Below are 25,365 nucleotides of genomic sequence, written 5' to 3' on the forward strand. Positions count from 1 at the left end.
CCGGAAACCTTAACCAAATGGAATGGTTTCGATATCTTGCGTTGCTTGCTCCAGACACTTCAGGAACAAGACAAGCGCCGCATTCTGTGCGAAATGCTCCTTGCGCCAAAAGCACCGCGCCTCTGATAGCAAATCATGTGTATCCAGCGGCAGCGTGACGAGCTCGCCTCGCCTCGCCTGTGTGTGCGCCAGCCGCTGTGGCAGCAACCCAAGGGCAGGCATGACCCGCAATAGCTCGACATTCAGCGCCAGCGACAGGGATGAAATTGTATTCGTGGGTGGTGATAGCCCATTGGCGGCAAAAAGCGCGTCCACGGCCTGTCGGGCTACCGAGTTTGGTTTCGGGAGTATCCAAGGGAAATTTGCAACATCCGCCCACTTGACGGCCGTCTCTTGTGCTAGCGGGTGATTATGCCCTGCGACAACGACGACAGGCTCGGAGAACAAGGCCATTTGGTTAATACCAGCCACTTCCTGAGGCTGCCAAACCCGTGCTATCAACAGATCCAGGGCGCCAGCTTCAAGTTGCGGCAATAGTTCGACGAAATGTCCTTCGGAGACCGAAACGTTTGCCTGTGGTGTGCTGCGCTTGAACAAGGAAATCGTGCTGGGCAAGAGTGTCGGCGCAACGGAACTGACGACACCGACCGCAACAGAGCCCGACACACCGCTTGTCATCGCCTCGATATCAAAGGCGGCGCGATCAAGTTGCCCAAGCGCCTGACGCGCATGTTCAGCAAGCCTCGCGCCGATCGGCGTCAGGTAAAGCCTGTTGCGATCCCGGGTCACGACGGGCACGCCAACGATCTTTTCCAACTCGGCAATTTGTTTTGACACGGCTGGCTGCGTCACCCCAAGCGCTTCAGAAACCCGCGCGACCAGTTTCAGATCCGACAACGCAACAAGAGCACGCAAGTGCCGAAGTGTAATCCCCTGTTGAAAACCCTTACGCAAAACTTGCGCTACCTCCGCATCCATAATTTGTGCCAACGCCGCATCTATACTGCCATATGTTACCTTGGACAGGCAAATGATTGGCTTTCAAAACTCTGGAACCAACCATGTCTAATAGAACGGCGTTCAGCAGCACACATGCGTTGCCAGCGCTTGGTTCATAACTCTCCTTGCTACATCTTCTTTGGCGACAGCTGATGCAAGGCATCGTTTGTGGATTTTCCCCTTCGCTCTACATCATGCATTGGTTCAAGGTGTCGAGGCAGTCGCTATGCCACTGTGGGCCGTGGCCGAAGGTACCAATACCAAATACGGTAGGCTTCAAGCGCGATCAGGGGGCCAAAGTGGATGAGGGCGGGTGCCGCGCCGTTCCAATCGTTCAAAGCGGCCCAGTGCACGAGTGTCAGCACGGCTGCTGCATAGGTCCAGCGTTGCAACCACTTCCACCATGTTCCCATCTTGCGCACCAAGTAGTCCATTGATGTCAGGGCGAGCGGGACGAAGATGATAAACGCGACCCAGCCGGTCCAGATGTAGAGGCGTGGCAGTTCATCGACCACTATGGTCAGTGACGCCTTATCCAGCAGGTAGAAAATCGTGTGTAGCAACGCATAGCCAAAGGAGGCAACGCCCAGATAACGGCGGTTGCGTTTCAACCATTGCGGCCCTCGCCATCCTTTCAGCAGCATCGCCAAAGGGGTCGCCATCATCAGCACGATCAACAACCGTGCGGAGGTTTCGCCGGATGGGTGCACAAGCTGGTGGAAAACCCGCGGATCATCGGATGTCAGTGCGGTGAACGTCATCATGACCCCGAGGGAAGCCAGCACTGCCCATGTGAAGTAAGGTGAGGTTGCTTCAAAGAAACGTTTCATATCGGGGTCCAAACTCATTTGGGTTTCGGGGCGATATTTTACTTTTTGAGAGCGGGGATCATGCGCGCCAGCGTGCCGTCCTTGCGCACGAACTGGTTGAAAATGGCCGCAGCCGCATGGGCGGTAATCAGGGCAAAGAGCATAGTGTTCAAAAGCCAATGCACATAGCCCAGATCAGCGACGCCGTTCCATGTCATACCGCCTGTGATCACCATACCAATCAGTGTGCCGTAAAGCGCGCGGTGCACCCATGTCGCAATCTTCGCCTGCGTTTCGGATGTTCCAGGGGCATGGCCAGGCGCACCAAAGCGGTAGCGCAGATAAAGCCGTGCAAGCACTGCCAGCAGGATTGTCGATCCAAAGCCCACATGAACCAACGCCATTGTGGCGTCGCTGCCTTCGGGTGTAGCGCCGGTCTGCATGGCCTCAATGGTGCGTTTCATCGGCTCGTTGAAAAGCCATTGCACCCAGATGGCCGCAAAAACGACCCAGTGCAAAATGATCTGTGCGGGGCGGTAGGCTGTGGGGGTATCTGTCATAATGCTCTCCTATTTTGCTGGGCGCAGGGTCACTGCGACGCCTGCGGGATCGGTTCCGCGCAAGGCATTGCCGTCTTGCTGCAGATGGGGTGAGACGACGGCATCGCCATGTGTGAACAATTCGTAGTGCACCAACCCAGCAATATTTTGCGGCATGGGTGGGTTGTTGGGACCGGCCCAGATGTTCATGGCCAAACGGTGCGTGTTGGGGGCACCCGCGCCCATATCGGCAAAGCCCCAAGCGTCCAGCGTCAGGTGGCGTTCAAATCCAAGGGTTTCGAACCAGTCCAGGGCAGGCTCGAGGGCTGGCACTTTAAAGTGCAGATGCGCGAGGTAACTGTCGTCCGCCAACGGTGCCAACGGGTCTGTTCCCGCCGCATGTACCAACTCGGCCCTCACGTCCAGCGGTCCGCGCCCAGAATGGGCGTTGCCGTCAACATCGAACAAAGTCAGGCCCTTAGACATATCGCCAAAATGACTAAACCGTTCGGGTGTCTCATAGGTGATCTCAATCTCCAGCCCATCAGGATCATGGAAATATAGCGATTTCGCCATCAAGTGATCCGTCGGCCCGACCTGCACATCCAGTTGGATCAAACCGGCAAGCATCCGGGAAAATTCGGCCTGACTGCGGACGCCAATCGCGACGTGATACATGCCCGAAAAGGGCGCTTTGACAGGGGTTTCCGCGCCGGAGTGAAGGACGATTAGCGTGCGATCTCTTGTTCCAAGTCCAATACCGGGCGCTGAGTGATCGCGTTCGATCAAACCCAAGGCCGAGCTCCAGAACGCAACTGCGCGATCAAGTTCGGTCACCCGAAGTTCGACCTGGCCCCAAGACAGGCGGTCAGTTTGCGGGGAAAGGTTTGTGTTGGCGGCAAGCGCAGTATTGAACATGGGAAGGTACCCTATTGCAAAAGAAAGTGCGCCCTGGCGGGAGGAACCGGGGCGCGTCGGGGTGGATCAAGCGCGTGGTGCGATCGGCGCTTTATTTGTGCGCCCCCAGATCACAAAGGCGGCCAGTGCGAACAGGATCACGTTGACCGGCACCACTTCGAATTCGCCGCGTGTGATGTGCAGGCCAGCGGCCAGAACCATGATCACGGCAAGACCGGCTGCAGCCCATTTCGTCAGGTGCGGCATGATGCGTGTGGCAGCAGGTAGGATCAGACCCAGCCCGCCAGCGACCTCTGCAAGGCCAATGAATTTGATCAGTAAGAAGGGTGCGTTTTCTGCCCAGCCCATGCCCATCGCGACCAATTCGGCTGATCCGGAAATCAGCTTCGTCGCGCCTGCCATCAAGAACATTGCGGCCAAAGGGATCTGGGCGACCCATAGGCCAATCGTCCAGCCCTTGCCAGTTGGTACGGGGTTTGTGTCAATCGTTGTCATGTCGTTCTCTTTCTAAAAATCGCTTCTGCAGCGCGTTGTGATGAGAACAGGAATAAATCATTCCCATAGAGACATCATTAGGGTATTTGTTTATCCACTATTTACTGTGAGTTGATAATGGACACACTTCTAAGCCTGCGTGTTTTTGCCGAAGTTGCAGAACAAAAGAGCTTTTCTGCCGTAGCGGAACGACTTGGCCTCTCGCCCGCAATGACCAGCAAACACGTCAAACACGTCGAGGCGCGCGTCGGCGCCCGCCTGCTTAATCGAAACAGTCGGAACGTGAGTCTGACCGAGGCAGGCGCGCAGTACTTGCAAACGATCCGCCCCTTGCTTGATGGGCTGGCCGAAGCTGAAGCGCAGTTGACCGCAGACAGCCTGTCGCCGCGCGGTACACTCAGAATGTCGATGCCTGTTTGGATGGCAAATCCGGCCTTTGCGAGAATTCTGGCCGCCTACCATCATCAGAACCCGCATGTGACTTTTGATGTCGACTTAAGTGGCCGTAAGATAAACATGATTGAAGAGGGTATCGATCTGGCGCTGCGTGTTGCTTTCAAGTTGGACGAGGGTTTGATCGCGCGGAAACTGGCAGAGGTCACGTTCCAATTGGTGGCGGCGCCCGCGTTCCTAGACAGTTTTGGCCGCCCCAAAACCCCCGAAAATCTGATCAACGCCCCGATGCTTGCCTATTCTCAAGTGGCAGCAGACGGGCGCATAAAATTTGGTGGCGAGAAAGGCGTGGATCTCAAACTCAGGCCGATTTTGGTAAGCTCGAACGAAAGTATTCTTCATCAAGCTGCCGTTGCCGGCATGGGCTTTGCCATGCTTCCGACCTGGGCCGCTCAGGACGATGTGAAAGACGGCCGACTTGAGGTCGTGTTGCCCATGGTTGAATGGCCGAACTTGCATATTCAGGCTATTTACGCTGATCGTAGCTATCTACCTGCCAAGGTAAGAAGTTTCCTGGACTTTTTGGCTGGACCAGATGGGTTCACCGCCGTTTTGAAGTAGTGTCTCGACAACCAAACGTATGACCTGAGCGGCAAAACCTTTTAGCTTAACAAAATGGTGCCGCGCATCGCAGGCTACGGCGTTGGTCCTATTCTTGTCGTTGCTCTATTGCGACTGGCGAAAGGCGGAAGGCGAGGATAGCGGCCGTTTATACCAAAAGTTTCGACGACTGCTTCGTCCCGCTCACCGGTCTGTCAGACATCGCGCGGCAAAGGTCCGGAATGAGCCCGATCTACCAAGTCTCTGCGATGTGGCGAATGACGGCTTATCCAGTGGTTGTGATCGTCAATCAGGATGAGAACGTCTGTTACGGGTTTCTGTCGGAAAGCTTCAAGACCCTTGGAGTTCGCAGGTTTCTTCGAAAGGGCGATCCGTTGCCAGCATCGGCGACTCGGGAATTCAACACAGACGGAACGAATATCCGATCTGGCAAATCAGCATGTGCTGTAACTGACTTATCATGTTGGTTTCAGGGACCTTCGAGCGTTTTACTGGATGAAGAGATCGTCGGCCTTGGAAGCTATGGCTGCATCACTACAACCACCAACGCACTCATCAGGGCAAAATGTGTTGCGGCAGAACGCCGTTCCAGACCATGATCGAGGGCAAAGAAATCTGGAAGGAAAAGTTCGTGAACTGAACTTGGCCTGACAGACGCCGCCGGAAAAACGGCCAGCTGTCAGATCACATCTGAACCACTACAGGTAAAACGCCTATGCAGACCTTCCGGGAAACGATACACATCGCCGTGGACAAGACCATCAGGGCTTCCGAGCCATCAGACAGCCAACAACCCATTCTCAGCGCAGTTCGCTGAGGTGTCCGTCAGATCAAGTCTGAAGTTTTACACGTAACTATAGGAGGATCCTCCTCCAAGCGAAGAAAAGAAGTCGGCACGGCTCCAGGTCCCAAGCTCCTCTGGACGAACTGGCGAACACGAAATCCACCAGCCTGTGAATTCCAGGCCAACTGCCTCCTTGCTACAGGTCCAAGCCCCGCGACTGCTGTGCTCCGGCCGCGTCTACTTTCAAGCGCATAGCCCTTATGCATTTCCCAGCATCTCAGGTGCGTTGTGCGCGTTACTGAGCGTGATCCGCGACCTTTCCGCATCTCTTGCTCTTTGCGCTGTTTCCGGCTTCCTGTGCGCATTTCTGGTGCCCCGGTGTCAATGTTCTGTTCTAAAAGCCCCTTGTTTTCTTGGTCTGCTGGGTTCGTGATGTTTACATTTTACGGCAAAAAACCGTTTCCCGGCTCAGATTTGTCAACTTAATGTAAACATAGTGTAAACGTTGGGGCCCGAAATCGGGGTCAAATTACCCATTTTGGCGCCCAAAAGGTTTCCAACTATTTTACTCATGTAAACATTAGGCAACCGCATGTAAACGTCGTCCCGGGATCCGGCGAAGTGCTCCGATCCAGCCATTCCTCGCCGATAGGCCTTTCCCGGATTCCGTCACTTCCGCCGAGGTTCATAGATTCGTCTGAGAAGCTGCACACGACGTAACGTGGGTCGGGGATCACTGTTGTTGCTCACCTCGCGCAAAAAGCGCAGCTAGGCACGCTCATTGAGTGTCAGATCATCCTGCTCGTCTATCGTGATCACCTCCCGAAGATAGTCCTGATCGCCGACTGTGACCTACTGGTTGTCTGACGTCAGCGCTTATGGGTCCAAATAAGGTTATTTGCTAAGAGAGGGTTTGTTGCTCATCGTAGCCACCGAGGAGTGGACGATGAGAAAGACAACGAAGAGCCCTGGCGAGAAGATCGTCAAAGATATCAAACGCGGCACGCGCAAGCATTATTCCAGCGAAGAGAAGATCAGGATCGTACTGGATGGGCTACGCGGCGAAGACAGCATTGCCGAGCTGTGCCGTCGTGAAGGGATATCGCAGGGCGTCTACTACAAATGGTCAAAAGACTTCATGGAAGCTGGCAAGAAGAGGCTTGCTGGCGACACAGCACGAGCAGCCAACACCGATGAGGTCAAGGCACTCCGCCGCGAGGCAAAGGATCTCAAGGAGGTCGTCGCAGAGCAGACGCTTGAACTGCGTCTTCTCAAAAAAGCATGCTCGGGGATGGGGACGACCACGAATGAGATATGCCGCATCAGAGAAGCTGGAGATCATTCGGCTGGTGGAAGAAAGCCACCTGTCAGCGCGTCGGACACTGGCCAAGCTGGGCATTCCCCGCACCACATTTTACCGCTGGTACGACCGGTATCTGCAGCGTGGTGAGGCTGGTTTGCAGGATCGATCTCCCAAGCCCAATCACGTTTGGAACCGCGTTCCCGTCGAAGTGAAGCGCAAGGTTGTCGACCTCGCCTTGAAAGAGACAGAGCTATCGCCCCGCGAGCTGGCCGTGACGTTCACCGATCAAGACCGTTATTTTGTCTCGGAATCTACGGTGTATCGCACCCTCAAAGCCCATGATCTCATCACCAGCCCGGCGTTCATCGTCTTGAAGGCGGCCCCCTCTCGGCAGATTGCTTTGCAATCGCCTGCCGGGCAATGGATGAGTTCCAGCATAAGACAACTGGTATCAACCAGCTTTGGCAGACAGACTTCACCTACATCAAGGTTCTGGGCTGGGGCTGGTTCTATCTCAGCACGGTCCTGGACGATTACAGTCGCTACATCGTCTCTTGGAAGCTCTGCACGAACATGCGGACAGAAGATGTAACGGACACACTGGAATTGGCGCTACAGGCGTCTGGCTGTGATCAAATCCACGTCGTTCATAAGCCGCGTCTTCTTAGCGACAACGGCTCCAGTTATGTCTCAGGCGACTTGGCCGAATGGCTAAAGGACAAAGGTATGAAGCACGCGCGCGGTGCGCCATATCATCCGCAAACGCAGGGCAAAATCGAACGATGGCATCAAACCCTTAAGAACCGCATCCTGCTGGAAAACTACTTCTTACCGGGTGACCTCGAAGCTCAGATCGAAGCCTTCGTCGACCACTACAATCACCAGCGCTTCCACGAGAGCATCAACAACGTCACACCCGCCGACGTCTACTTCGGGCGCGACAAAGCCATTCTAAAACAACGTGAAAGGATCAAACGGAAAACACGCGAAGCGCGACGATTGCATCACCGCCAGCACGCCGCATAATCAAACCAAACAGATGAGCCAAACTCTCTCTTAGTTTAGGCAGCCACTGGTTCCAAAAACTCTGACGACGGACACAATAGAATGATCTATGGTGGCAATAATGGTGGCAAGAAAATCTCATCAAGTATTAATTTAAGCAAAATCAATATCTTGGTGAGATTTCTGGCGGAGCCGAAGGGATTCGAACCCTCGAGACGATTCCTCGCCTACTCCCTTAGCAGGGGAGCGCCTTCGACCACTCGGCCACAGCTCCGCTGACGGGTATATCCTCGCAAGCAACGGAAAGACAAGGTCGATTCTCTAGGGATTTTGATTTTTCTTTGAGAACGCAGAACCTCCTGAAATTACTCAAAACCGGATAGACAGAGAGCGATCCCGAATAAGTCACGGACATGTTTTTGCACCGACTTTGCACGCCGGGGGGCCTGCAATTACCGAGTCGCCTTTGTACAATGCAGGGACAGGATAGCTGGTCACACGTCGCCATTCAGACTTGCACGATGCCAGGCCCTTTCTGGCCGAAAGCCCGAGGTCCAGTGCCGAACCATCAATGCACACAGTCTTCCCAAAAGGCTTTCCTGCGATACTTCGCGAACATATCTCTGTGGGCTTGATGCTGTCGCACCACCCGTTGCCAGAGGAAGAGAAATTTTGCGGGGAAAACAAAAACGCCCAGGTTCTGGATCGCGTGCAGTTCCAGTCAGCGATCGAGGCAGGATGTAATTGGTGTGACCGGTGTGAGGCCGACGTCTTCGGAGCCATGGCGAAATGTGACCGTGGTCCTGAAGACACCAGTCGGACAGTCAGTCCAGCAACGCCAAACGGTCCAAAAAGAGCTGTTTGACCGCGTCAGATTTCACATCCATGCAAACCTGAATGGCGGATCGGTCCAGATTTTGTGCTGTGATCGTGCGGCCTGCGGTGGATCCCTCGCAATCCACTGAAATGACCATATCACGGATGTCGAACAATTCCGGATGGGTGCAGGCGATCACCGCGGCTGGATCATGCAATGAGCACCCATCGAATTTCCCGACGCTTTTGTAAAACGCAAGATAGAATTCGGCCATATCGCCCAACATCCCGCCGAGGCGAGGTGCACGATCCGCAATCGCAGCGAAATCGCGCGGCGTGCACAGAATCATATGCGTGACATCCAAACCTACGAGCACCACATTTGCGCCCGAAGCCATCACGACGTCTGCTGCATGGGGGTCGTGATAGATATTCGCCTCGGCATCGGGTGTAATATTACCGCCTTCTTCGATGGACCCGCCCATGATCACGATCTGGGATACGTTCCGCGTGAAATCCGGGTCCTTTTGCAGGACCATGGCGATATTTGTTAGCGGTCCAATGGCGCAAACCGTGATCTCGCCTGGGTGTTCTCGTGTTACCTGGCTGAGAAAGTCCACAGCATTTTGCGCATCAGGTGTTCCCCGAGGGTCAGCTGCGGGAATGGCACCAAACCCCTGATCCCCATGTACCTGAGAAGAAGGGGGAAACGGAGGGAGCATCAAAGGTTGATCTGCGCCTGCGGCAACCGGAATATTCAACCCAGCCGCTTCGACCAACCGCAACGCATTCCGGGTCGCGATTGGCGTCGTGACATTGCCGAACACTGTGGTCAGACCAATCAGGTCTATCTCCGGCGCGGCAGCGGCATAGAAAATGGCCATTGCATCGTCGATGCCGGGATCTGTATCAATGACCAGCTTCACGACGGCACTCGATCAGGTGTTGAACAGGAAGTGCAGAACATCACCGTCCTTGACCAGGTACGTTTTGCCTTCGGCGCGCATTTTACCCGCTTCTTTGGCCCCTTGTTCCCCATTGCACGCAATGTAGTCGTCATAGGCGATGGTTTCGGCCCGGATAAACCCCTTTTCGAAGTCACCGTGGATCACACCGGCAGCCTGTGGTGCTGCAGTGCCCTGGCGAATGGTCCAGGCGCGGGCTTCTTTGGGGCCAACCGTGAAGTAAGTCTCCAAGTGCAACAGCTCATAGCCAGCCTGGATCAACCGGTCGAGACCCGCTTCTTCCAACCCCATTTCAGAGAGAAACATTTCAGCCTCTTCGTCTTCCAGCTGGCTGATCTCTTCTTCTATCTGGGCTGAAATGATGACGTGGCTGTTGCCCTGGCTTGCGGCCATTTCCGCCACCTTGGCAGAATGCTCATTTCCGTCGGCAGCCTCGGCTTCGCCCACGTTGCAGACATAGAGGACAGGCTTGGTGCTCAGCAGTTGCAACAGCTTCCAGGCTTTGGCGTCTTCGTCATCGACTTCGACCAGACGTGCGGGTTTGCCATCTTCCAGCACCGCCTGCGCTGCTGCCAGCAAACGGTCCTGCTGTTGGGCTTCCTTGTCGTTGCCCTTGAGTTTGCGCACCAGGTTCGCACGTCGTTTTTCAATACTTTCCAGATCCGCCAGCATCAGCTCGGTTTCGATGGTTTCAGCATCTGCCACCGGGTCAACACGCCCATCGACATGGGTCACATCGCCATCTTCGAAACAGCGCAACACATGGGCAATGGCGTCGGTTTCGCGAATGTTGGCCAGGAACTGGTTGCCCAGCCCTTCGCCCTTGGAGGCACCTTTGACCAGACCGGCGATATCAACAAATGTCATCCGGGTGGGAATGATCTGTTTGGAGCTTGCAATCGCGGCCAGCTTGTCCAGACGCGCGTCCGGAACCCCGACTTCGCCCACATTGGGTTCGATCGTGCAGAACGGAAAATTCGCAGCCTGCGCAGCTGCGGTTCTGGTCAATGCGTTGAACAAGGTCGACTTACCCACATTGGGCAGGCCCACGATTCCCATTTTAAAGCCCATCTCGGCCTCCTGATGCCTATCAGAGGCCGCTTCTAGGCAGCAATTGCCGCTGACGCAAGCGCCGACACCGGTACTGACATGCCCTGCTGTGACGGGTCATGCGGTCTGGGGGTATCTTGCGAACGTGAAGAATCCCGAATTTTGCTGCAAAGACCCGATCCGCCGTTCGGCCGGGATTGATTTCCGGTCCAAGTTTCGGCACACCAAGGCGGATCACAGGAGAGACCCGACCATGACCCGTATCGATGCAAAGTTTGCCGAGTTGAAAGCAGCCAACAAAAAGGCATTTGTGTCCTATGTGATGGCCGGCGATCCGGATTTCGAAACCTCATTGGACATTGTCAAAGGTTTGCCCGCTGCCGGTGTCGACATTATCGAACTGGGGCTTCCGTTTACCGACCCAATGGCCGACGGTCCGACCATCCAGCTGGCCGGTCAGCGCGCGCTCGAAGCGGGGATGACGCTCAGCCGCACTTTGGAGCTGGCGACCGAATTTCGCAAAACCGATGACACGACCCCGATTGTGCTGATGGGCTATTACAATCCGATCTACAACCGTGGCGTAGAAACCTTCCTGTCGGATGCCAAGGCCGCCGGGATTGACGGGCTGATCGTCGTGGATCTGCCGCCCGAAGAAGATGATGAACTGTGCATTCCAGCCCAAAATGCGGGGTTGAATTTTATCCGCCTTGCGACCCCGACTACGGATGACAACCGCTTGCCGCGCGTGCTTCAGAACACGTCAGGCTTTGTTTATTATGTTTCGATCACAGGCATCACCGGCGCTGCCGAAGCGGAAGCCACCGATGTCGGCCCCGAAGTTTCCCGAATCAAATCGCAAACCGATCTGCCTGTCATCGTCGGATTTGGCATCAACACTCCCGAAAAATCCCGTGGCATCGCCAGCGTGGCCGATGGTGCCGTTGTCGGATCGGCCATCGTCGCCAAGATCGGCGCTGGGGATAGCGTCGCAGATGTGCTGAGCTTTGTGAAAACTCTGGCGGACGGTGCGCACTCCGCCTGAGGCCAGGTTTCAGACAACTGCAATTTCCGACCGGGCAGCCCAATGGCTGTCTGATGTCGTACCATGTGCCGAGATGGTGCCCACCCGTTCATCAGACCAGACATCCGGCACAGGGACCAGAACGCTGCCTTTGGGCCCGTGTCCGGGGCCATGCAAAGTTTGATCCCTTCTCCGGAACAAATGCCTTTGGCATGGCACACATCAGGATTTGCTGCGAGATGGCCCGCGCAATCTGGGCAAATGGCTGTGATGGGTCTATATCTGGGCCAACATGATACGAGTTTGAGCGAGTGGACGAAGCTCGAACGGGGCAGACCCTTTTTTCAAGAGGGGCGAATATTGGACAAGGATTAAAGCCTTAACATGACAAAGCGCGCATTGATCACCGGGGTGACCGGTCAGGATGGATCTTATCTGGCGGAATTTCTGCTGGAAAAGGGGTATGAGGTTCATGGTATCAAACGCCGGTCATCGCTGTTCAATACCCAGCGGGTGGACCATATTTACGAAGACCCGCACACCGACAATGCCCGGTTCAAGCTGCATTATGGGGATCTGACAGACAGTTCGAACCTGACCCGGATTATTCAGGAGGTTCAGCCAGACGAGGTCTATAACCTCGGTGCGCAATCCCATGTGGCGGTGAGCTTTGAGAGCCCGGAGTACACGGCGGATGTGGACGGGATGGGCACTCTGCGCCTGCTTGAAGCGATCCGGTTCCTGGGGCTGGAGAAAAAGACCCGTTTTTATCAGGCGTCAACATCCGAGCTTTATGGCCTGGTGCAGGAGACACCACAGAAGGAAACGACACCGTTTTACCCGCGTTCCCCCTATGCGGTGGCCAAGCTTTATTCCTATTGGATCACGGTGAACTATCGTGAAGCCTATGGAATTTATGCCTGCAACGGGATCCTGTTCAATCACGAAAGCCCACGCCGCGGCGAAACCTTCGTTACGCGCAAGATCACTCGGGGTCTGGCCAATATTGCCCTTGGGCTCGAGGATTGCCTGTATATGGGCAACATAGATGCCTTGCGCGATTGGGGCCACGCCAAGGACTATGTCCGTATGCAGTGGATGATGCTGCAACAAGACGCGGCCGAGGATTTCGTGATCGCGACCGGGGTGCAATATTCCGTTCGACAGTTCATCACCTGGTCGGCGGCAGAACTGGGTGTGACATTGGAATTCACCGGTGAAGGCGTGAACGAAATTGCCACCGTCGCCGCAATCGACGGGGACAAGGCCCCAGCGCTGAAGGTCGGCGACGTGGTTATGCGTATTGATACGCGCTATTTCCGCCCTGCCGAAGTGGAAACCCTGTTGGGGGATCCATCCAAAGCCAAGAACAAACTGGGTTGGACACCCGAGATCACTGTTCAGGAAATGTGTGCCGAAATGGTGATCGAGGATCTCAAGACAGCCAAACGCCATGCGCTGCTCAAGGATCACGGCATGGATTTACCGGTTTCGGTCGAAGGGTAACAGACGATGAAGATCTATGTGGCAGGTCATCGGGGCATGGTCGGCGGTGCTATCCTGCGCCAATTGCAGGCGCGCCGGGATGCGGGCGAGAATCTGGAGCTGATCACCAGAACCAGTGCCGAACTGGACCTGACCGACCAGACTGCGGTGCGGATGTTCATGCAGGCCGAACAGCCCGATCAGGTGATTCTGGCTGCGGCCAAAGTGGGTGGCATCATCGCCAATAACAGCTATCCGGCGCAGTTTATCTATGAAAACCTGATGATCGAATGCAATGTAATCCATCAGGCGTTTGACGCGGGTGTGCGGAAACTGCTGCAGCTGGGCAGTTCTTGCATCTATCCCAAGTTGGCGGACCAGCCGATGCGCGAAGACGCGCTGTTGACCGGCACGCTAGAGCCGACCAATGAACCCTATGCGGTGGCAAAAATTGCCGGGATCAAGCTGTGTGAAAGCTATAACCGGCAGTATGGCACCGACTATCGTTCGGTCATGCCGACCAACCTGTATGGGCCGGGAGATAACTTTCACCCGGAAAACAGCCACGTGTTGCCGGCGTTGATCCGCCGGTTCCATCAGGCAGTACAGGACGAAGTCTCCGAAGTGGTGATCTGGGGTACCGGTACGCCGATGCGCGAATTCCTGCATGTCGACGACATGGCGGCGGCATCGCTGTTTGTGCTGGGTCTGGATACCGAAACCTATCAACGCGAAACCCAGGAAATGCTGAGTCACATCAATGTCGGTTCGGGCACAGATGTCAGCATCCGCGAACTGGCTGAAATTGTGGCCCGTGTGACCGGCTACCAGGGAAAACTGTCTTTTGATGCCAGCAAGCCCGACGGAGCCCCGCGCAAATTGATGGACGTTTCGCGCCTCGCTCGCCTTGGCTGGACCGCCCAAACACCGCTCGAAACAGGTGTTCGTGAAACATACGAGTGGTTCAAGGCACAAAAATTGCAGGACCTCAGAGCGAAGTGACCGAGAGGCGCCGCATTTGCATTCGCGCCAGATTGTAGATTGCAAGACTGGTATAAATCACAAGCTGAGCGGGAAGAGGGGATCGCAAGTGAGAGTTGAAATCGACCAGAACTTGAGAGGCCCCGTACCGGATCGGATCGCAGTGCAGGTGCGGGGTGAAGCGGCATTCGCCTCCTGCTTTGCGACCGATGAACTCGCCCTCGAGTCGCTGTCTGCCGCCGCCCGCGCTTTGGCGGCTTTGAGCGGTGTATCCGGCGTCGAAATCGACAGACGGTTGGCGTTGAAATGGTTTGATATGACTTTGCGCCCGTCCGGGTGGACAATGCCAAGCGCGTGGGATCCGATTGCCGGGGACTATCAGGCAGCTGATGGCTGGGTTCGCCTGCACACGAATGCACCTCATCACCGGGATGCGGCCTTGGAGGTTTTGGGGTGCGCACCAGACCGGGATTCTGTGGCTCGGGCGGTATTGTGCTGGGACAAGGCTGATCTGGAACAGGCTGTGGCAGTTGCGGGCGGGTGCAGCGCGGCCATGCATACATTGGATCAGTGGATGGCCCATCCGCAGGGACAGGCCGTTGCCAGGGAACCTTTGGTTGCGTGGGAGACGCATGAACACGGACGGGCGGCCGTGGCCGACTTGTCAGATGTCAAAGTGCTCGATCTGACACGGGTGTTGGCAGGCCCGGTTGCCACCCGGTTTCTGGCCGGTTTTGGTGCGCAAGTGCTGAGAATTGATCCCCCGTCCTGGGGCGAACCAGGGGTTGAACCGGAAGTCACCTTGGGCAAGCGCTGCGCCGGACTGGAACTGCGGGACAGGAATGATCGCACGACGTTTGAAAGACTGCTGGGCCAGGCGGATATTTTGATCCACGGTTATCGTCCTGGTGCGCTCGCCCGGCTGGGCTATGATACGCTGGATTTGCAGCGGTTGTCGCCGGGGCTGATCGACGTCAGCCTGTGCGCCTATGGCTGGACCGGGCCAATGGCGGGGCGGCGTGGGTTTGATAGCCTGGTTCAGATGAGCAGTGGCATCGCAGCCGAAGGTATGATGCGAGCGGGTGCTGAGCGCCCTGTTCCGCTCCCTGTTCAGGCGCTTGACCACGCCACCGGGTATTTGATGGCCGCAGCCGGGTTAAGAGCGTTGAGCTGGCGCAATCACGGCCGGGGTGGCGCGTCGGCGCGGCTGTCACTGGCTCGGACGGCGGGTTTGTTGACCGGGACGGGCGCGCGAACGTTCAGCACGGATACGATTGGTGCAGAGATGGACGCCGATCTGAGCCAGGATGTCGAATACACCGGTTGGGGCACGGCATACCGGGTGAAATTTCCGCTGACGGTGGCGGGTGTGGGGCCAACATGGCGATATCCGGCCGGCCCGTTGCGCCGAGATGGCACAACCTGGGAATAAGAGCCCCCACTGGGGCCCTGAAAACAACGCCTTTTCGGTGGGCGCTTAAGGCGCAACAGGAGCTGAGCGTCTGGGTTGAAAAAAATCGAAAATACCTCTTGAAGCTACAGGAACTGTAGATCCTATCTTGGGCGTGTCTCAGAAATCGGAGCCCACGCAATGCCGCACGACACGAGTTTACAAACCCCGCCGCAGCCCCATGCAACCCAGTCGGCAGCTGGTGGGTGTTGTGGCACTGCTGCTCCGGTCACCAATCAGGCCCCGCCGCTTGGAACTGGCCGCAGCTTTCGGGTGAACGGGTTGGATTGCGCCGAAGAAGTCGCGGTTCTGAACAAGGTCCTGGCACCGCGATTGGGCGGAGAAGAACACCTGACTTTTGATGTTCTGAACGCCCGAATGACCATTCTCGACAGCGCTGAGCCAATGACGGATACAGACGTCTTGCGGTTGGTGGCGACAACCGGGCTGTCAGCCAAACTGTGGGATGCCACCAGCGCCGAGGCAGATCACGCCGCGCATTTGGCGCGTCAGAAACGGTTCACCGGACTGTCCGCCGCGTTTTGGGCGTTTGGATTTGGGTACCATGTTGTCGAAACCGGGGTGCCCGGGTTGGTGGGGATTTTTTCGGGCCATGGCAACAGCCCCATGCCTCTGCTCGAAATCGGAGCGTTCCTGTTGGCGGTTGTTTTTGGGGCCTGGTTGGTGGCACCCAAGGCGTGGTTTGCTGCGCGGCGTCTGTCGCCGGACATGAACCTGTTGATGATTGTCGCCGTGATCGGAGCCATTGTTCTGGGCGAATTTTTCGAGGCTGCAACCGTTGCGTTCTTCTTTGCACTGTCTCTGACACTCGAAAGCTGGAGTGTCGGGCGCGCGCGCACTGCTGTGTCGGCGTTATTGGATCTTGCCCCCCCGACGGCGCGTGTGATCGGACCGGACGACGCAGAACGGGATGTACCTGCTGTGCAGGTCGGTGTGGGGGATCGTTTCGTGGTGCGCGGTGGCGATCGTATTCCGCTGGACGGCCAGGTTGTTGACGGGGCAGGGGCCGTTGATCAGGCTCCGATCACAGGGGAAAGCGCGCTGGTCGCCAAAGAGCTTGGGGACGACGTGTTTGCTGGGACGATCAATGGAGAGGGAACCTTGATCGTTCGTGCAACCAAACCGTCAACCGATACGGTGCTGTCCCGCATCATCCGCATGGTCAGTGACGCCCATTCCCGCCGGGCCGAGGTTGAACAATGGGTAACACGGTTCGCCCGCATCTATACTCCGGCTATCATGGGATTGGCGATTTTGATCGCGGTGGTTCCCCCGATCCTGTTTGGGGGGGAATGGGCGAATTGGATCTATAACGCGCTGGTATTGCTGGTGATCGCCTGTCCCTGTGCGTTGGTTATCTCCACACCGGTTTCGATCGTGGCTGCCTTGGCGTCCTCTGCCCGCAATGGGGTGCTGATCAAAGGCGGGGCCTATGTCGAAATTCCAGGTCGGCTGACCGCTTTGGCCATGGATAAAACCGGCACGCTGACCGAAGGCGAGCCCGAAGTCGCAAACATTTTCCCGCTGGGGACCGACGAAAGTTCCCTGTTGACTGTGGCGGCAGCGCTGGAGGCGCGTTCCTCCCACCCGCTGGCGCGGGCCATCCTGGCCCGAGCAAGCCATGTTCCCGCAGCCAAGGAAACATGTATCGTTCCCGGTCGAGGGGTCGAGGGTCTGGTCGATGGTCAATCTGTCTGGCTGGGGTCGGATCGGTTTGCTACAGAAAAACGGGCGACTTTGCCGATCGATGTGCGCGACAGAATTGAAAAGGCGGGCAGCACCTTGGTTGCTGTTGGCACAGGGGACCGTCTGTTGGGAATTCTGGAGTTGCGGGACCGGGTCCGTCCAGACGCAAAAGCAGTCGTGGCTCGACTGCACGCGCAAGGCATCGACAAGATCGTTATGCTGACCGGCGACAATGCGCGCACGGCCCAGGCTGTTGCAGATCAGATCGGCATAGACGAGGTGCATGCCGAATTGCTGCCGCAGGATAAGGTCGTGGCCATTGAAGAGCTGACCGCCGGGCATGACGTGGTGGCGATGATCGGGGACGGAGTCAATGATGCCCCGGCGATGGCGCGGGCGCATTTTGCCATTGCCATGGGTGCAGTCGGGTCGGATGCGGCCATTGAAACTGCTGACATTGCGTTGATGAGCGATGACATCACCAAACTGCCGTGGCTGGTGAAACATTCGCGCCACACAATGGCGATCATTCACCAGAATATTGGTGTTGCCTTGGTGACCAAGGCCATCTTTGTTGGTCTGACGGCCTTGGGTATGGCGTCGATGTGGGGTGCGATCGCGGCTGATGTCGGTGTGTCATTGGCCGTGGTGGCCAATGCGCTGCGATTGCTCAGGGCCTGATGGAAACCGGGTGGACCTGTTCCGGTCAATCCCCGCGACACCAGGCGCGGATTGCATTCGGGTCGGCCGGTAGATCGGTGGCCAGTCCGCTGGCAAAACTGTCAAAATTCGCCCGGCTGGCACCGACGCCGACCAGAACAGGGATGCCGCGTTCCAAGGCCTTGCCGATGACTGCACAGAATCCGCGTCCTGCCGCCTCTTCAGGGCCGAATTTGTTCAGAATAAAAACGCTGGCTTCGTCCAGTTCGGCGTTCTCGACAGTGGAAACCGCCTGGGCAATTGCACCAGGGTCCAACCGACAGGCGTCAGACCCTTCTCCGAGGGACTGGGTGATCTTGATCTGAGGGCCGTCCGGCAGAACCCGCACCACCATGTCACAGCCATTGGCAAAGGCGCTTTCGTGGTCCAGAACCTTGACGATCCCAGATGTGCGGATCCCGTCCCGTTCGAGCAACGCAGCCGTTTGGGCCAGAATGCGGTCGGTTTCTCCGCGACCTTCGGCGCTGACACATGCGAGTTTCATGAGGATCTCCTTTCAAACTTTCGGGCGCAGAGTTTGGGCCGGATTTGTTTTGCGCCCACTCAGAACCGGACGCCGCGGTGGTCCGGTCAGGGCCGCGCGAAATCCAAAAATGAACACGGCCCAGCTGAGACACCAGAGCAATCCTGACAGAGCAATGAACGCCATGTATTGATCTGGAGCAAGCGGGGCCAGGAGCCGGACAACAAGCGAGGCCCACAGCGACGCAAAAGCAATCAAGAACCAGCGACCAACGCTCAGCCGATCGTCGCGCAGTGTTGCAGCGGCACGGGCCGAGATGGCCATGATCAAACCGGACATTGCACCAACGGTCAGAATATGCAGGCCATCGGCGATGGGGTATGGGGTTAGATCCAACAGGGCAAAGCCCACAATCGCGCACCCCAGCGGAACCCAGAAAAAGTTCACATGCAGCATGAGAAGCAAGGGGTCGTGAAGGGTTTCGCGGGTTCGCCATTGGCGAATCCCGCCCAGCATCAGGAGAGCAGCCAGGCCCAACAGAGCCCCGGCGCAGTTGGGCAACTCAAAAATCTGGAACGACAGCGATGCGGCCAACGAGACCTGTGCCGGCCGCCAACAGCGTGAGGTCAAGTCATCGTCAGAAAGACTGTTGCCCCGTTTCCGCAATGCGTTCCGAGTAAAGCCCGGAATGGCGCGGCTGGCAATGGTCGTGATCAGCAACGCAAAGGCAATTGCCCCTGCCTGTGCGGCGATCTTCCCTTCCCACAGATCCGCTTTGGCCATTCTGCTTAGAAATATTGCATCCCCCAGACCAAAAACCAGTATTGCTGCCACAAAACCCAGCTTGTGAAAGCTTCGGGCGGCCAGAATTGGCAGGCCGATGAGCATTGCAAGATAGAGGAAGAAAGCCGAGTTCACCGCGACTTGGAGCAAGGGTGGGATTGCGAGTGTCGTGGACAGGCGCCCCAACACCCAGAGGATCAAAAGGGCCTGCAAGGGGCGACCTTGCAACGGTTCTGTGCCGGTCCAATTGGGCAGCGCGGTCAACAGGTATCCGGCGACCGCGGCCCCGCCAAACCCGACGAGCATCTCGTGGGCGTGCCACAGCGATGGTGTCGCCAACCCGACGGGGGCTTGCAGCAAGGGCCACCAGATGATGGCGACCAGGGCCCAAATAATCCCGGCGAGAAACAAGGGGCGGTGCGGCGCAGCCCAAAAGTGTTTGAATGGACCGATTTGGGCAGGATCGCGTGTCATAACCGTTTAACTGGATCCAGAGAATTCCACACCGGTGGCACCCGTCAAAAACCCATCGCTCAATCGAATGCCTGGATCGACAGAGCGAACCGAGGCAATCAGGGCATCGGCCTCGATCTGACCATCGACCCGTTGCCGATAGAGCCGGCACAGGTCGGCGAACCCTTTTGACTGTGGTGACAGGCGCAAAGCACTGACCCCGGCTTGCTTCAGCGTCTCGATCTGGTGGGCGGTACAGGCGTAGGTGTCGGACAAGGTCTGCACCCCGTTCATGGTCAGAAATGGTTTGTGATCCAGCGTCTTGACGTCCAGTCCGTCTGGGTCATCTTCGCAGGCGAATTGGCAGTTGTCCTTGGTCCGCCCATGCAGGCGGGCGTGATAGCAACGGCCGGATATGGCCAGCGGCAATCGGCCATGTCCCCAAATCTCAACCGTCACACCCAGTTTCTGGGCCGCATCACACAACGCCTGAACCGAACCCAAGGGAAGTTCGGGCGGTAGACAGATCTGAGTTGCGCCACGTGATGCCAGCCAGGCGAGGGTGCCTTCGTTGTAGACATTGACCAATGGGCCGACGGCAAAATCGATCCCCTGCGGGATATAGGCCAGAGCAGTCAGGTCATTGACTTCGATCTCGATGCCCATGTCGACCAGATCGGCCATCAATTTGCGTTCACGTTTCAGGGTGATCAGGGCCAAGCTGGTCAGAGATACCTTCTTGCCCGCCTCAAACAGGATGGTGATCGCGTTTTCGATCCGGTCTTGAAAATAGGGTAGCCGCTTGGAGCAGACCAATTCGCCCAGGACGACGCGGTCAACCGGAGCCCCGGCAAGGCCCTGATAGAATTCAGACCAATGGTCCGCCTTCCAAAAGTATTGAATGGGTCCGACAGTCAATTCCATGCCGCTATCTCCAAGTCTTTTTATAAGCACCGGCCGTGGTGGCCTGGCCTTCGGACAGGCGTGCCAACATGCCTTCTGGCAGGGGCAGGCCCGCGTCCAGCGCATCCACAGCCTGACGGAAATTGCGCACAACCTGCGCCACATAGGACCGTGACCTTTGTCGGCCTTCGATTTTCAACGCTGTAACCCCTGCCTTTTGCAGTTGAGGGATCAGATGTTCGGCGTTCAGGCTGACCGGGTCTTCGAACAGGTGACCGGTCTTTTCGCCTGCACTGAAACAGCCCTTGCACAGTGTCGGGTAGGGCGCGGGTTCGTCTTTGCCGACACGGTGGATGGTGTATCCGCCAAGCTCGGCGTCCAGCACGCCGGCCTTTTCGTGGTATTCCACGTGGCTGGCAGGGGAACACACGCCATTCATGTTTGGGGACAACCCGGTGGCATAGGAGGACAAAGAACAACGCCCCTCGGCCATCACGCACAGCCCACCAAAGACAAAGACTTCGGTTTCGACTTTGGTTTCGGCATTGATGGCCTTGATTTCCTGTACTGACAAAACGCGGGGCAGGACCACCCGTTTGACGCCGAATGTGTCCGCGTAAAAGTTTATGATGTCAGCATTGGCCGCTGCTGCCTGAACCGACAGATGCCGTCGCAGGTTCGGATGATTGCGCGCAGCGTGATCCAACAGGCCCACATCGGCCAGGATCACGGCATCTGCATCGCAGGATTCGGCATCGGCGACGGCGGCGTGCCAGATCTGTTCGGCACCTGCGCGGGGGTAGGTGTTGATCGCCACCAACACCTTGGCCCCGTGCCCATGGGCAAAGGCCACCCCTTCGCGCATCTCGGCGCGATCAAAATTCAGTCCTGGAAAGTTGCGTGCATTGGTTTCATCCGCAAAGCCGCAATAGATTGTGTGTGCGCCTGCCTTGACCGCGGCGCGCAGGGCGGCTGGGGTTCCCGCCGGACAGACGATTTCCATCACCATGCCATACTCTCCTCGGGGCGGGACAGGCAAACGCCGGTGCGTCGTTCAGCAAGGGCCGCCAATTGTTTCAAAGGCTGGGCAAGGGGGCGGGGCAGATTGGACAGCTCCTGGGTCATGTCCAATTCTGCATCGTCGACCGCATTGCGCAGCGCCAACGCGGCAGCGGTATCGCCCTGGACCACGAGGTCCCGTGAAAAGAACAAAGCGTCCCCATCATAGGCCCCGTGGACCAACCCCAGCAGGGCCGCCATTGGCCCGGCGATCTTTGCATCCTCTCCCCCGGATTTCCGGGTTACGGTGACCTTGGGGCTGCCCTGTCGTGGTTCCAGCAAGATGGCAAAGGGCAGATCCGTTGGGTCCAGCAAAAACCGCGCGTTGGCGTGCTCTCCCAGACGGCGAAACAGACCGGGGTGATGTTTGGCCACAGATTTGGCATAGGCGGTCAGAGACAGGGACAGCGGGGCAAGCGGCAGCAATCGCAACACCCGGCTGGGCAATTGCGGAAAGACCGGAATCGGCATGGCGGGGTCTGGCAATACGAATCCTTTCGGGTCGCGGGAGCTGCGCGTTCCATCATTGGTCTTAAGCAGGTCCACACCATCCGGAATTGACGATCGTCAATTAGGCTGGCGGAAATTGCTGATAGGTGCTGGAAAACTTTTGGAGTGGTCTCTATGCGCGACTATCCTGCTTTTCCCAGCCTGCGCAGCTATCTCGACTGGTGTCGCGAGAGTGGGCAATTCTGCATGATTGATGAACCTGTTTCGGTGCGGCATCAGATGACAGCGGTGCATCGGGCGGTATTGGAAAAATCGGGCCCTGTTCTGGAATTCGCGCACCCGGTGCTGGACTGTGGGGCACGCGCCGACGTTCCGGTGATTGCCAACCTGTTTGGAACCAAGGAACGGGTGGCCGCCGGGTTGGGGGTGACATTTGACAGGCTGGAGGATCTTGGGGCCTTTCTGGCAGACCTGCGATCACCCTCTCCCCCCGAAGGCGTGCGGGATGCGCTGTCGCGCTGGCCGATGCTCAAGGCGGCATTAACCACCCGGCCCAAGATCGTTTCCAGCGCACCGGTGCAACAGGTGGTGCATGACGGTGATCAGGTCGACCTGAGCGCACTCCCGGTCCAGACTCATTGGCCTGGTGACGCAGGGCCGTTGATCACCTGGCCTGTTGTGATCACACGCCCGCATGGGACCCAGGCGCAAGATGTGGGGACTTATAATGCTGGTGTCTACCGGGCGCAGGTTTGGGACGAGAACCGGATCATCATGCGTTGGTTGCCGCATCGTGGTGGTGCCAAACACCATCACAGTTGGACCAGGGCGAATGAACCGACCCCGGTGGCCATCGTTTTGGGGGCTGATCCGGCAACCCTGCTGTCAGCGGCGTTGCCATTACCGGAAACCGTGTCGGAACTGTCCTTCAGTGGTGCGTTCAGCGGGTGTCGGCCCCGCCTGGTCCCGGCCAAGACGGTTCCGTTGCTGGTCCCGGCAGAGGCCGAGATCGTTTTGGAGGGCTGGGTTTCCCCCACGGAAACCGCCCCCGAAGGCCCCTTTGGCGATCATACCGGTTATTACAATCCGGCCGAACCTTTCCCGGTTATGCAGGTGACGGCAATCACGCACCGCAAGGACGCGTTATACCTGTCCACCTATACGGGGCGCCCGCCAGATGAACCCGCGATCATTGGCGAAGTGTTCAACACGTTGGCATTGCCCACCATACAGGCGCAGATCCCAGAGGTCCGCAAACTGTGGTTGCCGCCTGCTGCTTGTTCCTATCGCATGGCGATTGTCAGTATCGACAAACGATATCCCGGTCAGGCCCAACGGGTGATGATGGCGTTGTGGGGAATGTTGCCACAGTTCAGCTTTACCAAGATGATCATCGTGGTCGATGCAGACATCGACCCGACCGATTGGGAGGACGTGGCCTGGGCGTTGGCCACGCGGATGGATCCGGGACAGGATGTCACCCTGTTGGAGCGCACCCCTATGGATTACCTCGATTTTGCGTCTCCGCAGCCGGGGTTGGCCGGCAAGATGGGCATTGATGCCACGACCAAGATCGGCAGTGAAACCAACCGGGTCTGGGGCAGGGTAATGAAAACTGGCGATGCCGATGCGAATTTTGCTGCCGATTTGGTGGCGCGCGTTTTGCCGGGGATGGGATCATGACAGCAATACGGGTTGTTCTGGGCATTTCCGGTGCGTCGGGGGCGGCGCTGGGTCTCTCTGTTGCCCGACAACTGGCGGGGCTGGATGTAGAAACTGATCTGGTGATCAGTCCGGCTGGCAGGCGCACAATTGCTCTGGAATGTGGGGACGGCGGTTTTGAAAAATTGCGAGACTGCGTCGCCCGGCTGCATCCCGCGGGCGATGTAGGGGCGTCGATCGCCTCGGGTTCAGTTCCGGTCGCCGGGATGATCGTGGCCCCGTGTTCAATGCGCAGTCTGGCCGCCATTGCGAATGGGTTGGACGATAATCTTTTGACACGCGCCGCCGGGGTGCAACTGAAGGAGCGGCGTCGCCTGATCCTGTTGACACGCGAGGCACCGCTGACCCTGGCACATCTGCGCAACATGACGTCGGCAACCGAACTGGGGTCTATCATTCTGCCGCCGGTCCCGGCCTATTATCTGGGTCCGCTATCGGTGCAGGAGATAACGGACCAGATCGCAGCGCGTGCCATTGACCTGTTGGGGCTGGCCCCGCCTTTGGCGCGCAGCTGGGGCTCATGACGTTTCGGATCCCTGCGCCAGCAGCCAGCTCCGGGTCTTTTCGATCCGGTTGATCCCGACCTTGGCCTGTGGGGTCAATAGGTAATACGCGCTAGCGGGGTGGCTGACATGGGGGTGAACACGATGGAGCTGTCCGGTGTCCAACTCTCGCCGGACCAGGATTTCCGGCAGGATTGCGATACCATGCCCGTAACAGGCCGCGTCGATCAACATCTCGAACTGGCTGAACAGGGGGCCGGTCGGCGGAGCAGGCAATTCGGTTCCCTGGTCCCTGAACCAGATATCCCAGCTTAACGGGCGCGTGCGGTGCAACAGTGCCGGGAAATGCAAGAGATCAAAGGGGTCTTGTGCCGGGGCTGACAGCAGGCTGGGGGCGGCCACCGCAATCAGGCTTTCTGACATCAGGAAATCCACCCGGAACCCTGGCCAGGGCGGATCGCCCTGCACGATGGCAAGATCGACAACGCCTGCATCCACTCCGGCGTTGTTCAGATAAGTGATTGTGTTGACGGTCAGTCGTGGTTGAGTTTGTGCCAGACCAGCAAGGCGTGGCATCAACCAGCGGCTGCCCAGAGTCGGATAGGTGCCGATGTTCAATGCGCCGTCCGGGTTGTCCCGCGTGCGCAGTCGATAGAACGTGGCTTCCAAAGCTTCGAGCTGAGGCGACAATTCGCCCAGCAGCATTTGACCGGCATCTGTCAGGCTGACCCGCTGGCGCACCCTGTGAAACAGGGTTTGGCCCACCTGCGCCTCAAGCGACTGGATTTGTCGCCCCAGCGCGCTTTGCGACAGGTTCAACATCTGGGCTGCCTGGGTAAAGCTTTCCGTACGGGCCGCTGTTTCGAAACACAGCAACGCGGTGATAGGTGGGATTTTGCGTCGCATAGGAATTCGGTCAGTTGTTGCGTTTGTTGCAATAAGTTATGCAAATTCTCGACTTTTTT

General features: G+C 57.4%; 21 protein-coding genes, 1 tRNA gene and 2 pseudogenes. 10 read left to right on the top strand and 14 right to left on the bottom strand.

Annotated elements, in window-relative coordinates; translation table 11 throughout:
- Positions 1-9 precede the first annotated feature (9 nt).
- The 5 genes from QEZ52_RS03905 to QEZ52_RS03925 all read right to left on the bottom strand — a co-directional run bounded on the left by QEZ52_RS03905 (position 10) and on the right by QEZ52_RS03925 (position 3,760).
- Positions 10-990: a LysR substrate-binding domain-containing protein gene (locus QEZ52_RS03905; protein WP_406648127.1), complete on the bottom strand. Its 981-nt coding sequence runs from the start codon at positions 988-990 to the stop codon at positions 10-12.
- Between the two features lie 233 nt (positions 991-1,223).
- Positions 1,224-1,829 carry a sulfite oxidase heme-binding subunit YedZ gene (locus QEZ52_RS03910; RefSeq protein WP_406648128.1) on the bottom strand — a complete coding sequence of 202 codons (606 nt, stop codon included), beginning with the start codon at positions 1,827-1,829 and terminating at the stop codon, positions 1,224-1,226.
- Between the two features lie 38 nt (positions 1,830-1,867).
- Entirely contained in the window at positions 1,868-2,368 is a 501-nt protein-coding gene (locus tag QEZ52_RS03915; RefSeq protein ID WP_406648130.1) for a cytochrome b, read from the bottom strand.
- A 9-nt stretch (positions 2,369-2,377) separates the two neighbouring features.
- The gene (locus QEZ52_RS03920; protein WP_406648131.1) at positions 2,378-3,265 is read right to left on the bottom strand and encodes a VOC family protein; all 888 of its coding nucleotides are present in this window, start codon (positions 3,263-3,265) and stop codon (positions 2,378-2,380) included.
- A 66-nt stretch (positions 3,266-3,331) separates the two neighbouring features.
- Positions 3,332-3,760, bottom strand: coding sequence for a DoxX family protein (locus tag QEZ52_RS03925; protein ID WP_406648132.1), 429 nt, complete (start codon positions 3,758-3,760; stop codon positions 3,332-3,334).
- Positions 3,761-3,877: 117 nt separating this feature from the next.
- Here QEZ52_RS03925 and QEZ52_RS03930 point away from each other — a divergent pair, with 117 nt between their 5' ends.
- The 3 genes and pseudogenes from QEZ52_RS03930 to QEZ52_RS03940 all read left to right on the top strand — a co-directional run bounded on the left by QEZ52_RS03930 (position 3,878) and on the right by QEZ52_RS03940 (position 7,887).
- Positions 3,878-4,774, top strand: a complete 897-nt coding sequence (locus QEZ52_RS03930) for a LysR family transcriptional regulator (protein WP_406648134.1) — start codon at positions 3,878-3,880, stop codon at positions 4,772-4,774.
- A gap of 523 nt (positions 4,775-5,297) precedes the next feature.
- Positions 5,298-5,414: pseudogene (locus QEZ52_RS03935) on the top strand (IS481 family transposase); the annotation flags it as partial.
- Positions 5,415-6,504: 1,090 nt separating this feature from the next.
- Positions 6,505-7,887 (top strand): annotated as a pseudogene (locus tag QEZ52_RS03940) (IS3 family transposase).
- Between the two features lie 163 nt (positions 7,888-8,050).
- Here the strand turns inward: QEZ52_RS03940 and QEZ52_RS03945 are convergent.
- The 3 genes from QEZ52_RS03945 to ychF all read right to left on the bottom strand — a co-directional run bounded on the left by QEZ52_RS03945 (position 8,051) and on the right by ychF (position 10,718).
- Positions 8,051-8,140: transfer RNA gene (locus QEZ52_RS03945), tRNA-Ser, on the bottom strand.
- Between the two features lie 550 nt (positions 8,141-8,690).
- Positions 8,691-9,608, bottom strand: a complete 918-nt coding sequence (locus QEZ52_RS03950) for a nucleoside hydrolase (RefSeq protein ID WP_406648136.1) — start codon at positions 9,606-9,608, stop codon at positions 8,691-8,693.
- Positions 9,609-9,620: 12 nt separating this feature from the next.
- Complete coding sequence (ychF, locus tag QEZ52_RS03955) at positions 9,621-10,718, bottom strand: redox-regulated ATPase YchF (RefSeq protein ID WP_406648137.1); 1,098 nt, start codon at positions 10,716-10,718, stop codon at positions 9,621-9,623.
- A 232-nt stretch (positions 10,719-10,950) separates the two neighbouring features.
- On the opposite strand from ychF, the gene trpA reads away from it, so the two are divergent.
- The 5 genes from trpA to QEZ52_RS03980 all read left to right on the top strand — a co-directional run bounded on the left by trpA (position 10,951) and on the right by QEZ52_RS03980 (position 18,025).
- Positions 10,951-11,742 carry a tryptophan synthase subunit alpha gene (gene trpA, locus QEZ52_RS03960; protein WP_406648138.1) on the top strand — a complete coding sequence of 264 codons (792 nt, stop codon included), beginning with the start codon at positions 10,951-10,953 and terminating at the stop codon, positions 11,740-11,742.
- 363 nt (positions 11,743-12,105) lie between these two features.
- A complete protein-coding gene (gmd, locus tag QEZ52_RS03965) occupies positions 12,106-13,227 on the top strand; it encodes a GDP-mannose 4,6-dehydratase (RefSeq protein ID WP_406648139.1) in 1,122 nt (373 codons plus the stop codon).
- Between the two features lie 6 nt (positions 13,228-13,233).
- Entirely contained in the window at positions 13,234-14,208 is a 975-nt protein-coding gene (locus tag QEZ52_RS03970) for a GDP-L-fucose synthase family protein (protein ID WP_406648141.1), read from the top strand.
- Between the two features lie 88 nt (positions 14,209-14,296).
- Positions 14,297-15,619 carry a CoA transferase gene (locus QEZ52_RS03975; RefSeq protein ID WP_406648142.1) on the top strand — a complete coding sequence of 441 codons (1,323 nt, stop codon included), beginning with the start codon at positions 14,297-14,299 and terminating at the stop codon, positions 15,617-15,619.
- A 159-nt stretch (positions 15,620-15,778) separates the two neighbouring features.
- Positions 15,779-18,025, top strand: a complete 2,247-nt coding sequence (locus tag QEZ52_RS03980) for a heavy metal translocating P-type ATPase (protein ID WP_406648144.1) — start codon at positions 15,779-15,781, stop codon at positions 18,023-18,025.
- Positions 18,026-18,050: 25 nt separating this feature from the next.
- Here QEZ52_RS03980 and QEZ52_RS03985 read toward each other — a convergent pair whose 3' ends face one another.
- The 5 genes from QEZ52_RS03985 to QEZ52_RS04005 are packed head-to-tail and all read right to left on the bottom strand — an operon-like array spanning position 18,051 to position 22,211.
- Complete coding sequence (locus tag QEZ52_RS03985) at positions 18,051-18,548, bottom strand: DUF2478 domain-containing protein (RefSeq protein ID WP_406648146.1); 498 nt, start codon at positions 18,546-18,548, stop codon at positions 18,051-18,053.
- Positions 18,549-18,560: 12 nt separating this feature from the next.
- Positions 18,561-19,784 carry an NnrS family protein gene (locus QEZ52_RS03990; protein WP_406648148.1) on the bottom strand — a complete coding sequence of 408 codons (1,224 nt, stop codon included), beginning with the start codon at positions 19,782-19,784 and terminating at the stop codon, positions 18,561-18,563.
- Between the two features lie 6 nt (positions 19,785-19,790).
- A complete protein-coding gene (locus QEZ52_RS03995; RefSeq protein ID WP_406648149.1) occupies positions 19,791-20,687 on the bottom strand; it encodes a U32 family peptidase in 897 nt (298 codons plus the stop codon).
- Between the two features lie 4 nt (positions 20,688-20,691).
- The gene (locus tag QEZ52_RS04000) at positions 20,692-21,669 is read right to left on the bottom strand and encodes a peptidase U32 family protein (protein WP_406650298.1); all 978 of its coding nucleotides are present in this window, start codon (positions 21,667-21,669) and stop codon (positions 20,692-20,694) included.
- The gene (locus QEZ52_RS04005; RefSeq protein ID WP_406648151.1) at positions 21,669-22,211 is read right to left on the bottom strand and encodes an SCP2 domain-containing protein; all 543 of its coding nucleotides are present in this window, start codon (positions 22,209-22,211) and stop codon (positions 21,669-21,671) included. Before QEZ52_RS04005 ends, QEZ52_RS04000 begins: the two co-directional genes overlap by 1 nt.
- Before the next feature lie 138 nt (positions 22,212-22,349).
- Here QEZ52_RS04005 and QEZ52_RS04010 point away from each other — a divergent pair, with 138 nt between their 5' ends.
- On the top strand, positions 22,350-23,858 hold the full coding sequence (locus tag QEZ52_RS04010; protein ID WP_406648152.1) for a UbiD family decarboxylase: 1,509 nt from the start codon (positions 22,350-22,352) through the stop codon (positions 23,856-23,858).
- 5 nt (positions 23,859-23,863) lie between these two features.
- Positions 23,864-24,421 carry a UbiX family flavin prenyltransferase gene (locus QEZ52_RS04015; RefSeq protein WP_406650301.1) on the top strand — a complete coding sequence of 186 codons (558 nt, stop codon included), beginning with the start codon at positions 23,864-23,866 and terminating at the stop codon, positions 24,419-24,421.
- Here the strand turns inward: QEZ52_RS04015 and QEZ52_RS04020 are convergent.
- Positions 24,416-25,306, bottom strand: coding sequence for a LysR substrate-binding domain-containing protein (locus QEZ52_RS04020; RefSeq protein ID WP_406648153.1), 891 nt, complete (start codon positions 25,304-25,306; stop codon positions 24,416-24,418). The genes QEZ52_RS04015 and QEZ52_RS04020 overlap by 6 nt on opposite strands.
- Positions 25,307-25,365: the final 59 nt, after the last annotated feature.

The organism is Aliisedimentitalea scapharcae (assembly GCF_045277565.1).
In the GTDB taxonomy this organism is placed as follows: domain Bacteria; phylum Pseudomonadota; class Alphaproteobacteria; order Rhodobacterales; family Rhodobacteraceae; genus Aliisedimentitalea; species Aliisedimentitalea scapharcae.